A 12,427-nucleotide genomic window follows, 5' to 3' on the forward strand; every position below is an offset into this window, starting at 1 on the left:
ATAGTAACATTGCTGTTTACGATTTGGCGAAAGATATAGAAGAATTGCCGGTGCGGGATGTGATGGTCGTCCTAAAGAAATTCCGGCCCAGCCGATAACAACAAAAGCGACAAGGCGAGTCGTATCACGCTAATATTGGCATCACTTATGCCTGCAACAGTAATGGGGACCCTACTTTGGATCTGGCAACTCTTCTCGGATTGATCGGTGGCCTGGCGTTTATCGGTATGGCGATGGTGCTGGGGGGCGGGCTGACCATGTATGTGGACGTACCGTCCATTTTTATCGTGTTTGTCGGTTCCCTGTTCGTGGTGATGATGAAATTCAATCTCGGCCAGTTCCTGGGGGCGGCCAAGGTGGCGGCCAAGGCGTTCATGTTCAAGCTGGAAAAGCCCGAAGCCCTGATCGAGCGGGTGGTACAGCTGGCCGATGCGGCGCGCAAGGGCGGTTTTCTGGCGCTGGAAGAGGCGGAGATCAACAACCCCTTCCTGCAGAAGGCGGTCAACATGCTGGTGGACGGGCACGAGCAGAGCGTGGTGAAAACGGCCCTGGAGACGGACATCGAGCTGACCGCCGAACGGCAGGTGGAGGGCGCCCGCATCTTCCGTGCCCTGGGTGACGTGGCGCCGGCCATGGGCATGATCGGTACCCTCATCGGCCTGGTGGCCATGCTCGCCAACATGGACGATCCCAAGGCGATAGGACCGGCCATGGCCATCGCCCTGCTCACCACCCTCTATGGCGCCATGCTGGCCAACATGATAGCCCTGCCCATCGCCGACAAGCTGGAACTGCGCTCCGGCGAGGAGCGGCTGAATCGAACCCTGATCCTGGACGCGGTGCTGGGCATTCAGGATGGCCAGAATCCCCGGGTACTGCAGAGCCTGCTGGAAAACTACCTGACTGACGCCAAGCGGCCGAAGGAGGAATAGTGGCCGCCAAGAAAAAGGGGAAGCCGCAACCCGTCGGGGCACCGGCCTGGATGGCCACCTTCGCCGACCTGGCCACCATACTGATGAGCTTTTTCGTGTTGCTGCTGGCCTTTGCCGAGATGGACGTGCTCAAGTTCAAGCAGATCGCCGGCAGCATGAAGTTTGCCTTCGGGGTACAGAATCAGCTGGAGGTGACCGAAATCCCCAAGGGCACCTCGGTCATCGCCCTGGAGTTCCGCCCAGGGCAGCCGCAGCCGACCCCCATCGACACCATCATGCAGCACACTACCGACTCCACCCAGGCGGAGCTGGACTTCCAGCCGGGCGAGTCGGACCGGGCCGCCGGGCAGAGCAGAGAAACCGGCAACCTGAGCGGTAGCGAACAGCCGGAGATATCGCAGACGGACCCCCAGACTGTGAGCCTGGCCCAGGAGCTGGCCGAGCAGCTGAGCACCTCCATCGAACGGGATGCCATCGAGATCGAGGCCCTGGGACAGCAGGTGGTTATCCGCATCAAGGAGCATGCCTCCTTCCCGGCCGGGTCGGCCTTCCTGCAGCCCCAGTTCTGGCCGGTGGTGCGCCAGATAGGCGGCCTGTTGCAAGCGCTGCCCGGCGAAATCCTGGTCTCCGGCCACTCCGACGATATCCAGACCAGCAACGAGCTGTTCCGCTCCAACTGGGAACTGTCGACCCAGCGGGCGCTGGCGGTGGCCGATCAACTGCTGCGCACCGACGGCTTCGACGACAGCCGCATGGTGGTGATGGGCATGGCGGATACCCGCCCCCTGGTGCCCAACGACACGGCGGAGCACCGCAGCCGCAACCGGCGGGTGGAAATCGCCATCTCCCAGGGCAAACCGAAGTTTAGCGACCCGCTCGACGTGATAGCGCCGGACTAAATAGCTGTTCCGAATAGTAGATCAATCAAGACAGCGGGCGGGTACTGCTAAGCAGACCCTCTGCGCCAGGGATGGGTTTACGGCGTGTCTGTGTGCGGTGCCCGGCCGATGTAGCACCATTAGGATCGGTTATTTAGCCCCTGCTATTATTTAATCAAAAGCCCGGCTTTGCTGTATAATGCCGGGCTTTCGTTTTTGTTGTCGAATCCCGGGCGTACCGATCTATGAAATTTATTATCAAGCTACATCCAGAAATTACCATCAAGAGCAAGTCGGTGCGTCAGCGCATGAGCAAGATCCTGCAGGGCAACATCCGCAATGTGCTGCGTCCGCTGGATGAACACCTCAAGATCCGCGCCGACTGGGACAAGCTGGTGGTGCGCACCCATATTCAGACCGAGGAACACCGCCTGGCCATGGTGGCGGCCCTGGCCTGCATCCCCGGCATCCAGTCCTTCCTGGAAGTCACCGAGCACCGCGTCGAGACGATGGACGAGATCCTCGAGCTGACCCAGGCCATGTTCGGCGACCGGCTGGCCGGCAAGACCTTTTGCGTACGCGCCAAGCGCCGGGGCCAGCAGGCGTTCAGTTCGCTGGATGTGGAGCGTTACGTGGGCGGCGGCCTGAACCAGCGCTGCGTCACCGGTGGGGTGCGCCTCAAGCATCCGGATGTGCAGATCAACCTGGAGCTCGACGGCGACCGGCTGTTCCTGGTGAGCGAGCAGCACGCGGGGCTCGGCGGCTTCCCCATCGCCACCCAGGAGAGCGTGCTCAGCCTGATGTCCGGCGGCTACGACTCCGGGGTGGCCTCCTACCAGTTCATCAAGCGCGGCAGCCGGGTCCACTACTGTTTCTTCAACCTCGGCGGCCAGGAGCATGAGGCGGGGGTGCGCGAGGTGGTCTACTACCTGTGGAAGAAATACGGCGCCTCCCACCGGGTCAAATTCGTGTCTGTGCCCTTCGAAGGGGTGGTGGCGGAGATCCTGGCGAAGGTCGACAAGGGCCACATGGGCGTGGTGCTCAAGCGGATGATGATGCGCGCCGGCGCCGCCGTGGCCGGAAAACTGGCGATCAACGCCCTGGTGACCGGCGAGTCCATGGGCCAGGTCTCCAGCCAGACGGTGACCAACCTCAATGTGATCGACCGGGTGACCGACATGCTGATCCTGCGCCCGCTGATCGCCGCCGACAAGCAGGACATCATCGATCAGGCCCGCCAGATAGGCACGGCGCCCTTCGCCGAGAAGATGCCGGAATACTGCGGTGTCATCTCCCAGAAGCCGACCATCAAGGCCAGGCTGGGCAAGGTGGAGGCGGAAGAGGCCCACTTCGATTTCGGGGTGCTCGACACCGCCATCCAGGCCTCCTTCGTCGAGGACATCCGCAACCTGGCCGAGGCCTGGGTACTGCCGGAAGTGGAGTTCAAGCAGGAGGTCGAGGCCCGGGAAGTGATCCTCGATATCCGGGCGCCGGAGGAAGAGGAGGAGGCGCCGCTGGCGGTGGCCGGGCACCAGGTGGTGCATATGCCGTTTTTCAAGCTGGCGCACCACTTTGCCGAGCTGGATCCGAGCAAAACCTACCTGCTCTATTGCGCCCGGGGGGTGATGAGCCGGTTGCAGGCCATCCACCTGAAAGAACAGGGATTCGACAACGTCAAGGTCTATCGGCCCTGACGGCGGCGGATGTCCTGGTACAGCTGCCGGCATACCGGAACCGGCAGCTCGCCGGCCCGGCCGAGCAGGTAGCCGGTGATCTGGTCGATTTCGGTCCGGCGGCCGTGGTGCAGATCCTGGTGCATGGACGAGTAGTTGGTGGCGGTCAGCTCGATGACACTGCGCAGCCGGCGCCGGAACCGGGCCAGTGACTCCTGCTGCCCGAGCCGCGCCATCACCCGGTGTACTTCCTCGCTCAGTTGCTCCAGCACCGCCGCGAAGCGGGGCTCCAGCAACTGGCCGTTGCGGATGTCGTGGCTGGCGGTGAGCGGGTTGATCACCGCGTTGATCGCCAGCTTGCGGTGTTGCAGGCCGAGGATGTCCTCGCTCCAGCCGGCATGGCCCAGCGCCCGGGCGAGCGGCTCGACCAGGCCGGCACAGGCGCGGGCCGCCTCGTTGGCCGGGCCCAGCCAGGTTTCGCCCTTGCCGGTGTGGCGCACCAGCCAGTCGCCCTCCTTCAGGGCACCGTGGCTGGAAACGCCGGCCAGCACCGGGTTGTGCGGAAAGTGTGCCAGCACCTCATCGAGCAGGCCCATGCCGTTGTGCAGCAGTATGATGGGGGTGGCGGCGGGCAGGGACCTCAGCGCCGACAGCGCCCCGATCACCTGATAGGCCTTGGTGGTCACCAACAGGGTGGTCACGGCGGCGGCCTGCTCGGCAAACAGCGGCCGGGTATGCACCAGCTCGTGCTGGCCGCTCAGGGTGATCAGCTCCAGGCTGGGATGCAGGTGGCCCCGATGCCGTTCAGACAGCAGCAAGGACACCGGCTCGCCCCGCCGGCTCAGCAACCCGGCCAGCACGCATCCCACGGCACCGGCGCCCATAATGGTCCACTCTGTCATCGCTCACCCTCTGATATTTGTTATTATCCGGCCCCGTACACAGTGCTATACGTTAGCCGTGAACCAGGGCCGGTGCCAGTGTATTTTACCCGAGCGGCCGGAGACCGGCCGGCGGAACCAGCAAGCTCAACAGAGAGAGGAGCCAAGATGCCGTCTTTTGACATTGTCTCGGAAGTCGAGATGAACGAGGTGCGTAATGCGGTCGAGAACGCCAACCGGGAGCTCGAGACCCGTTTTGATTTCAGGGGAGTGGAAGCCAGCTTCGAGCTCAAGGACGGCAAGGTCAAGCTGGGGGCCGACGCCGAGTTCCAGCTGCAGCAGATGCTGGACATACTGCGGGCCAAGCTTATCAAGCGCAACATCGACACCCGGGTGATGGACGAAGCCGAGGTGGTACACTCGGGCAAGCGCTACTACCAGGAGGTGGCCTTCAAGCAGGGTATCGACAGCGGCTACGCCAGGAAGCTGGTCAAGCAGATCAAGGACAGCAAGGTCAAGGTGCAGGCCGCCATCCAGGGCGATCAGGTCCGGGTGACCGGCAAGAAGCGGGATGATCTGCAGCAGGTGATGGCATTGCTGCGCCAGGACGAGCAGGAGCAGCCGCTGCAGTTCAACAACTTCCGGGATTGAACAAGGGGGCAGCAAGGCCCCTTTTTGTTCAGAACTTGTAGGTGACCGAGAAGTAATGGCCCAGGCCGGAGGTATCCTGCATCACCCCGGTGGCGTCGCTGCCGTCCTTGAAGAACGCCATGTTGTTGTACAGCTTGGCGCCGTAGCCCACCGCGTAGCGGTCGGAGTGCCAGTAGATGCCGTTGAACCACTCCAGGGCGTTGGCAGTGCGGCCGGCGACGCCGCCGATGGTGTCGGCGCCGAACTTGTAGTCCAGGTAGCCCTGGTAGGCGACAAAGCTGCCGTTGTCGAAGGTGTGGAACGGCTTGAACCAGTTGGTCGACACCATGTAGCCGTCCCAGCTGCCCTCGTCCGGAGCGCCGAAGTTTTCACGCACATAACGGGCGTAGGCGTTCAGCCCCATCTTGCCGAACCAGGGCACCTGGATATCGGAGCCCAGGCCCACATAGTGCTCGAACAGGCCGCCGAAGGCGCCGTTGTCGCCGACATTGGTCACGCTGGCGATATACAGCTCCTGCACCGGGCCGAAGGACAGATCGGTCTTGGTCAGAGCGTCCAGCGACAGGCGCGGGGCGAACTTGAAGAAGAAGTTGTCGCCGCCGTGCAGGTCGTCCCCCTCGCTGTCGAAGATGTCGAACACGTCCAGGTAGCCGTAGAGATCGAACAGGCCGGAGCGGCCGCCGAATTCCATTTCCAGGTAGGTGTCGCGCTCGTTGCGAAACGGCAGCTTGTTGTCCGCGCTGCGCATCAGGTTGAACTGCAGCCACTTGTAGTCGTTCTTGTGAATATCGTCGCTGTAGTCGGTGGCGATGGCCGGGGCGGCGAGGGCGGTCAGCAGGCCGGCGGCGGCCAGGGTATTAAGCATCTTAGCCATGTGTCTGTCTCTTCTTTTCGTTGATTTGACAAGGTTTTCCCTAACCTTTGGGTCAGGACTACCCGGGGGAGACAGAGTCTAGGCGGACGAAAAAACGGCGCAAGACCGCAAACGATTGCGCCATTTCAATTTTGTGACAGGGCTTGCATTAGCGTTATCTGGCGGGAGGATGCAGCCGGGTGACCAGCCAGATCAGGGCCAGCACCGGCAGGCCGATGGCGGCGGAGCCGATAAAGAAGGAGGCGTATCCGTAAGAGTCCACCATGATACCGGAAAAGCCGGCAACGAACTTGGGTAACAGCATCATCACCGAACTGAACAGGGCATACTGGGTGGCGGAAAAGGCCACGTTGGTCAGGCCCGAAAGATAGGTGATAAAGGCGGCGGTGGCGATGCCGGCGCTGAGGTTGTCGAGGGAGATAATCAGCGTCAGCAGGGTGACATCGGCGCCCAGCCGGCTCATCAGGGCGAACAGCAGGTTGGTGCCGGCGGCGAGCAGGGCGCCCAGCATCAGGATGCGCAGGGTGCCGAAGCGGCTGACCAGCAGGCCGCCCACCGCCGCGCCCACCAGCGTCATGATCACGCCGTAGACCTTGGTCACGGTGGCGATCTCCGACTTGCTGAAGCCCATGTCCACGTAGAAGGGGTTGGCCATCACCCCCATCACCACGTCGGAGATGCGGTAGCAGGCGATCAGCGCCAGGATCAGCAGCGCCTGTTTGCCGAAGCGCTGGAAGAACTCGACGAAGGGGGCGACCACGGCGCTCCTGCCGAAGGCGGCGAGCCCGGCCAGCGGCGCCGGCCAGCCTCGCGCCACCAGTTGCCGGCGATGGGCCGCCTGGGCCTGTTCCTGCCCGGACAGATCCACCTCCGGCTCGTGCAGCAGCAGGCAGGTAATCACCCCCACCAGCATACAGGCCATCATCGTCAGGTAGGCGGCTCGCCAGCCCGCCGGATCGTAGCCCAGATCCGAGCCGGCCCAGGCGGCCACCGCCAGGGCGCCGGCGCCGGCCATGATCATCGCCAGCCGGTAACCGGTCATGTAGGCGGCGGCCAGGGCACCCTGCAGACGTTCCGGGGCCGACTCGATACGATAGGCGTCGATGACGATGTCCTGGGTAGCGGAGGCGAAGGCCACCGCCAGGGCGAACAGCGCCAGGCTGACCAACTGGGTGGTGGGGTCGGAAAACGCCATGCCCGCCAGGGAGGCCATGATCACCAGCTGGGAGCACAGCATCCAGCTGCGTCGCCGCCCCATCCTGCGCGACAGCCAGGGCAGGGGAAGCCGGTCGACCAGGGGCGACCACAGCCATTTCACCCCGTAGGCCAGTGCCACCCAACTGAAAAAGCCGATGCTGGTGCGGCTGACCCCGGCTTCGCGCAGCCAGAACGACAGGGTACCGAACACCAGCAACAGGGGCAGGCCGGAAGAAAAGCCCAGCGCAAACAGGGTCAGCACCCGCCGTTCGGCGTAGAGCGACAGGTTCTGCTGCAGTTTCAGCGTCAGGGCCTTGATGGTTTATTCCCCCGCGTCCAGCCGGCGTACCTGCTGTAGTATGATGGGCAGTTGCGGCACGTCCCTGGCCCGCAACTGCATGTTCATGCCGGTGGGTACCGCCGCCATACGTGCCAGCACCTCTTCCCCGGCCACCACCCTGCCGAACACCGTGTAACCGGCCTGGCGCCCGGCGTCCAGTGCCGGGTTGTCGCTCAGGTTGATGTAGAACTGGCGGGTGGCGCTGTCGGGATCCCGGGTGCGGGCCATGGCGATGGTGCCGCTGAGGTTGGACAGGCCGTTGCCCGATTCATTCACCACCGGCGCGTAGTTGGGCAGGGGAACGAAATCGGTGTCGAAACCGCCGCCCTGTACCACGAACCCGGGGATCAGCCGGTGGAACAGGCTGCCGGCGTAGCTGCCGTCGTCCACGTAGCGCAGGAAGTTGGCCACGGTGGCCGGGGCCGCCTGCTCGTCGAGCTCGATTTCCAGCCGGCCCATGCTGGTTTCCAGCTCGACCCGGGGGCCGGCCAGCGCGGCGGTGGCGGCCAGCAGGCCGGCCAGGAGCAACAGGATATGTTTCATTTAGTTACCATTGATAAAGTTCTGCACGTCGCGGTCGGCCAGCATGTCCTGCACCATCAGCGACAGCTGCTTGTTCAGGGCTTCCTTCACCTTGTCCAGCTCCGGATGCAGGCGACCGGGGAATTCTTCCTGGGCGCTGCGGCGATACTGCTTGGTGATGCGGCGGCCGTCCCGCTCCAGGGTGAGCTGCATGCGCAGCTGCTGCACCACGTCGTAGCTGATATGGCCGCGGATCACCCGCGCCAGCACCTCCTGCAGTTCGAGCTGCACCCGGGTGTTGGCGCCCTGCTCGACGAAGGCGCCCTGGGTGCTCAGCCCCTGGGCCAGGGCCTGCTCCAGCTGCACCTTGAGGTTGTTGCTGGCGCCCACCACCACCGGCGACTTGCCGGCCTGCTCGATCTGGATGACGTAGTCGTTGGCCCGGGCGTCCTGGCTGCCGAGGGCGACGGACTGGCCCCGGTAGACGCCGCCGCCCACCTGGGCGGACGGGCTGACGTCGACGGCGATGGGGTAATAGCTGGCGCAGGCACTCAGGCCGAGAAGCAGTGCGGCACCGGTCAACCATTTGATGGCATTCATGGATAGCGTTCCTTAAGGGGTTTTAATGGCTCTCAGGATAACGAATTTCCGGTTCGATGCCACTACCCGCTGGTTGCCGAAGAGGCGTTTCAGCTTCTGATGGTAATCGAGGTGGCGGTTGGCCACCAGCAGCAGCTCGCCGCCCCGGCGCAGCACCCGCCTGGCGTCCACGAACATCTGCCAGGCGACATGGTCGGTAATGGCCTGCTGCTGGTGGAAGGGCGGGTTGCACAGCACCAGATCGGCACTGTCCGGCGCCACCCCGTCGAGACAGTTATTGACCATGAAACGGGCCCGGGGCTCGGCCTCGGGCAGGTTGTGCTCGACGTTCAGTCGGGCGCTGGCGATGGCCATGTAGGATTCATCGACGAAGGTCACCCGGGCGTCGGGGTTGCGGGCCAGGGTGACCAGGCCCAGCACGCCGTTGCCGCAGCCCAGGTCGATAACCCGCCCGGGCCGGTTGGCGGGCAGGTGCTCGAGCATGAAGCGGGCGCCGATATCCAGGCTGGCGCGGGAAAACACGCTGGCGTGGTTGTGGATGCTGAAGCCGGTTCCCTCCAGCGGCCAGGCCAGCGTCGGGGTCGGCGGCGTCGGCACCCTGGCCGGATCCCGCCGGGCGAAGATCAGCCGGGCCTTTTTCCAGGCCAGGCTGGTACGGGTCGGCCCCAGGTACTGCTCGAACAGCTCGAGGGTGGCGCTGTGGATGTCCCTGGCCTTGGCACCGGCGATGATCAGGGTGTCCGGGCTCGCCACCTGGCTCAGGCAGGCGAGCTGATGTTCCAGCATGGCGTTGGCCCTGGGCAGCTTGAGCAGCACCAGGCCCGGCTGCTCCGGCCAGTCGGACAGGCTGTTCAACGGCTGCCAGTCGGGATCCAGGCCGTTGTCACGGGCGTTGGCGGCCAGCGCCAGCTCCGCCACCCGGGAGTCGGTCATGCTGTAGGGGTGCAGGTGGTGGAGGCCCAGGGTGAGGGCGCCGAAGCCGTCGTTGAGGATAAGCAGCGGCGCCTCCCGGCTCCACTCCTGCGCCATCAGTTCGGTCATGATATATTCATCGGCGGCGTCCCAGGCCTGCAGTCCGTGCTGGGCGGTGCGGGGGTAACGGTGCAGCAGCAGCTCGCCGCCCCGGGGCAGGGGAAAGTGATGATTCATAACGCAATGGCTCTAGTCTGGCAAAAGAGCCATTTTAACAGTTCGCGGAGGAAAAGCAGCATGGTGCTATGGCCGTCCGAGCCGGAGTGGATCACCCTGACCCAGGGGCGGTTGCTGTGGTGGCCCGATGCCTTCGCCGCCGAGGCGGATGCCTGGTTCGCCCGCCTGCGGTGCGAGATCCCCTGGCAACAGCACCGCCTGCGGCTGTTCGGCCGCGAGCTTGACGAACCACGTCTGTCCTGCTGGATGGGGGAGGCGGCGTACCGCTATTCCGGCCAGACCCGCGCGCCCGAGCCCTGGCATCCGCTGGTGGCGGAGATAGGCCGGCGACTGGCCGAATTGTGCGGCCAGCCGTTCAACGGCGTACTGCTGAACCTGTACCGGGACGGCCGGGACAGCATGGGCTGGCACGCGGACGACGAGCCGGAACTCGGGGCCGAGCCGGTGATCGCCTCGGTCAGCCTGGGGGCCGCGCGCTGCTTTGTGTTGCGCCACCCCGGCAGTGGTGAGCGCCGCCGGCTCGAGCTCGGCCACGGCAGCCTGCTGGTGATGGCCGGCGAAATGCAGCATCATTGGCAGCATGCCCTGCCGAAAACGGCCGGCATCGACCGCCCCCGCATCAACCTGACCTTTCGCCGACTGGCGGTGGGATGAGCGCAGGCGGCGGCCGGTCTTCAGAATCCATGGTTTATCAGGAGTCAATCATGTCGATGCAATCCATCATCGAACACAAGGTACGGGAGGCGCTGGCCCCCGAACACCTGGAAGTCATCAACGAGAGCTACATGCACCGGGTCGAGCCGGGTTCGGAAACCCATTTCAAACTGGTGGTGGTCAGCCCGGCCTTCGAGGGCCAGCGGCTGCTGGCCCGGCACCGGACCCTGAACACCCTGCTGGCCGACGAGCTGGCCGGGGGCGTTCATGCCTTGGCGCTGCACACCCTGACGCCGGCGGAGTGGCAGGCCAGGGGCGGGGTACCGGACAGCCCGAACTGCCGTGGCCAGGGCGGGATCTCCGCCTGAGCCTTGTTATCCCGGTTTGGCCGATTTGTTATGAGCCCGGGCGGCCCTGTTACGGGGCCGGCCACGGCCGCGGCTAACACTAAAGCACTATCTTCCTTTAAATATCATGGCCTTATTTTTGCTTGGCCGGATGACAGGCGAAGGAATTTTGCTGTGAAGCCCGCTAAATTTTGGTAATTGCCATGGCAGCGGCGCTTTTAAAAGTGCTAGAATTACGCGCCTTTTAAATCGGGCTGGATGTTACCGGAGTGTAATCGTGCTGTTGTCAGGGCGATGTCAGGCAAGCCGGTAGCGACTCATCAGCATGTTGTCATGTCCGACATGGCAAGTACCTGTCTTCCCCTAACAAGTAGTGCAAGTGAGTATGATTACAATTAAAAAAGGACTGGACCTCCCAATCGCCGGGGCCCCAGAGCAAGTAATCTACGATGGTCCCGCCATCAAACGTGTTGCTACGCTGGGCGAGGAGTATGTGGGAATGCGCCCTACCATGTATGTCAAGGTAGAGGACCGCGTTAAGAAAGGTCAGGTGATCTTCGAAGACAAGAAGAACCCTGGCGTCAAATTCACAGCTCCCGCCGCCGGTACAGTGGTTGAAATCAACCGTGGCGCCAAGCGTGTACTGCAATCCGTGGTGATTGCCGTCGACGACAGCGAAGAACAGATTACTTTCTCCAGGTACGCTCAAGCCGATTTGGCCAAACTGGAACGTGACACCGTCAGAGAGCAGCTGGTTGAATCCGGCCTGTGGACCGCCCTGCGCACCCGCCCTTACAGCAAGGTGCCGGCCGTGGGCTCGGCCCCCCGCTCCATCTTCGTGACCGCCATGGACAGCAATCCGCTGTGCGCCCATGCCGAACTGATCATCAAGGAAAACGCCCAGGCGTTTACCGATGGCCTGCAGGTACTGAGCCGCCTGACCGACGGTCAGGTCAATGTGTGCAAGGGCGAAGGCAGCCTGCCCCAGGCGCCGGCCGGCAACATCAAGGAGCACGTGTTTGTCGGCGTGCATCCCGCCGGCCTGCCCGGTACCCATATCCACTTCATCGACCCCATAGTACCGGGCAAGGTGGTGTGGTACATCAACTACCAGGACGTGATCGCGGTCGGCAAACTGTTCACCACCGGTGAACTGCATACCGATCGGGTGGTGGCCCTGGGCGGCCCCGTGGTGCAGAAGCCCCGCCTGCTGCGCACCCGCATCGGCGCCTCCCTGGAGGAGCTGACCGCCGGCGAACTGCAGAACGGCGAGCACCGCATCATTTCCGGCTCCGTGCTGTCCGGCACCACCGCCAATGGTCCCCAGGCCTACCTGGGTCGTTACCATCTGCAGGTATCCGTGCTGGCCGAAGGCCGCGAGAAAGAATTCATGGGCTGGCTGGTGCCGGGCGCCAACAAGTTCTCCGTGACCCGCGCCTACCTGAGTCACCTGACCAAGGGCAAGCTGTTCGACCTGACCACCTCCACCAACGGCTCCAGCCGTGCCATGGTGCCGATTGGCAACTATGAGCGGGTGATGCCGCTGGACATTCTGCCCACGCTGCTGCTGCGTGATCTGCTGTCCGGTGATACCGACAGCGCCCAGACCATGGGTTGCTTGGAGCTGGATGAAGAAGATCTGGCGCTGTGTACCTATGTGTGCCCGGGCAAGTATGACTATGGTCCTGTCTTGCGTAGCTGTTTGACCAAGATAGAGCTGGAGGGCTAA

Annotated in this window: 13 protein-coding genes; 7 read left to right on the forward strand and 6 right to left on the reverse strand. The window is 63.6% G+C overall.

Annotated features, from left to right (window positions below):
- The first annotated feature begins 176 nt into the window (after positions 1-176).
- The 3 genes from pomA (at position 177) to thiI (ending at position 3,504) form a co-directional block, all read left to right on the forward strand.
- Positions 177-932: a flagellar motor protein PomA gene (gene pomA / locus C7H85_RS12555; protein WP_106730051.1), complete on the forward strand. Its 756-nt coding sequence runs from the start codon at positions 177-179 to the stop codon at positions 930-932.
- 50 nt (positions 933-982) lie between these two features.
- Entirely contained in the window at positions 983-1,831 is an 849-nt protein-coding gene (locus C7H85_RS12560; protein WP_106730196.1) for a flagellar motor protein MotB, read from the forward strand.
- 224 nt (positions 1,832-2,055) lie between these two features.
- Positions 2,056-3,504, forward strand: a complete 1,449-nt coding sequence (gene thiI, locus C7H85_RS12565; protein WP_106730052.1) for a tRNA uracil 4-sulfurtransferase ThiI — start codon at positions 2,056-2,058, stop codon at positions 3,502-3,504.
- Here thiI and C7H85_RS12570 read toward each other — a convergent pair.
- Complete coding sequence (locus tag C7H85_RS12570) at positions 3,492-4,385, reverse strand: ketopantoate reductase family protein (protein WP_106730053.1); 894 nt, start codon at positions 4,383-4,385, stop codon at positions 3,492-3,494. The genes thiI and C7H85_RS12570 overlap by 13 nt on opposite strands.
- 147 nt (positions 4,386-4,532) lie before the next feature.
- On the opposite strand from C7H85_RS12570, the gene C7H85_RS12575 reads away from it, so the two are divergent.
- Positions 4,533-5,015 (forward strand): YajQ family cyclic di-GMP-binding protein, encoded by a 483-nt coding sequence (locus tag C7H85_RS12575; protein WP_106730054.1) that lies wholly within the window; start codon positions 4,533-4,535, stop codon positions 5,013-5,015.
- Between the two features lie 28 nt (positions 5,016-5,043).
- On the opposite strand, the gene C7H85_RS12580 is transcribed toward C7H85_RS12575, so the two are convergent.
- The 5 genes from C7H85_RS12580 to C7H85_RS12600 all read right to left on the reverse strand — a co-directional run bounded on the left by C7H85_RS12580 (position 5,044) and on the right by C7H85_RS12600 (position 9,697).
- On the reverse strand, positions 5,044-5,889 hold the full coding sequence (locus C7H85_RS12580) for a nucleoside-specific channel-forming Tsx family protein (RefSeq protein ID WP_106730055.1): 846 nt from the start codon (positions 5,887-5,889) through the stop codon (positions 5,044-5,046).
- A gap of 154 nt (positions 5,890-6,043) precedes the next feature.
- Positions 6,044-7,405 (reverse strand): AmpG family muropeptide MFS transporter, encoded by a 1,362-nt coding sequence (locus tag C7H85_RS12585; RefSeq protein WP_168388264.1) that lies wholly within the window; start codon positions 7,403-7,405, stop codon positions 6,044-6,046.
- Between the two features lie 3 nt (positions 7,406-7,408).
- Complete coding sequence (locus C7H85_RS12590) at positions 7,409-7,969, reverse strand: peptidylprolyl isomerase (RefSeq protein WP_106730056.1); 561 nt, start codon at positions 7,967-7,969, stop codon at positions 7,409-7,411.
- Positions 7,970-8,548, reverse strand: a complete 579-nt coding sequence (locus C7H85_RS12595; RefSeq protein WP_106730057.1) for a YajG family lipoprotein — start codon at positions 8,546-8,548, stop codon at positions 7,970-7,972.
- Positions 8,549-8,560: 12 nt separating this feature from the next.
- Positions 8,561-9,697, reverse strand: a complete 1,137-nt coding sequence (locus tag C7H85_RS12600) for a methyltransferase (RefSeq protein WP_106730058.1) — start codon at positions 9,695-9,697, stop codon at positions 8,561-8,563.
- 60 nt (positions 9,698-9,757) lie between these two features.
- On the opposite strand from C7H85_RS12600, the gene C7H85_RS12605 reads away from it, so the two are divergent.
- The 3 genes from C7H85_RS12605 (at position 9,758) to C7H85_RS12615 (ending at position 12,427) form a co-directional block, all read left to right on the forward strand.
- Positions 9,758-10,351, forward strand: a complete 594-nt coding sequence (locus C7H85_RS12605) for an alpha-ketoglutarate-dependent dioxygenase AlkB family protein (RefSeq protein ID WP_106730059.1) — start codon at positions 9,758-9,760, stop codon at positions 10,349-10,351.
- A gap of 50 nt (positions 10,352-10,401) precedes the next feature.
- Entirely contained in the window at positions 10,402-10,719 is a 318-nt protein-coding gene (locus C7H85_RS12610; protein WP_106730060.1) for a BolA family protein, read from the forward strand.
- A gap of 364 nt (positions 10,720-11,083) precedes the next feature.
- Positions 11,084-12,427, forward strand: a complete 1,344-nt coding sequence (locus C7H85_RS12615; RefSeq protein WP_106730061.1) for a Na(+)-translocating NADH-quinone reductase subunit A — start codon at positions 11,084-11,086, stop codon at positions 12,425-12,427.

The organism is Zobellella endophytica, from assembly GCF_003012775.1.
Taxonomy (GTDB): domain Bacteria; phylum Pseudomonadota; class Gammaproteobacteria; order Enterobacterales; family Aeromonadaceae; genus Oceanimonas; species Oceanimonas endophytica.